Here is a 263-nt window from a genome sequence, read left to right as displayed (position 1 = left end):
GCATTTGCCTACATCCTCTACTTCCGGCTGCTGGCGGATATCGGACCGGTGAAGACCCTGACGGTAACGTTTCTGATCCCGCCGTTTGGCGTTCTGTGGGGCGTGCTGCTTCTGGACGAGCCGCTGTCGTGGGCTTATGTACAAGGCGGCGCGCTGATCGCACTGGCGCTGTGGCTAATCTTGCGCCAAACACCCGCCACCCAGACACAAGCCGATTTGCGGCGCAGCTGATTCCGCCAGCTACGCCGCGCGCATTACTGCAC

The 263-nt window shown here is 61.6% G+C and carries 1 protein-coding gene; it reads left to right on the top strand.

Annotated elements, in window-relative coordinates:
* Positions 1 to 231 (top strand): EamA family transporter (locus AAEZ09_RS28515; RefSeq protein ID WP_350601695.1); only part of this gene is annotated, 231 nt, incomplete at its 5' end.
* Between the last annotated feature and the right edge of the window lie 32 nt (positions 232 to 263).

Source organism: Pseudomonas sp. 65/3-MNA-CIBAN-0223, assembly GCF_040310425.1.
GTDB classification, from domain to species: Bacteria; Pseudomonadota; Gammaproteobacteria; order Pseudomonadales; family Pseudomonadaceae; genus Aquipseudomonas; species Aquipseudomonas gregormendelii.
This window is presented reverse-complemented; position numbering and strand designations above follow the sequence as displayed.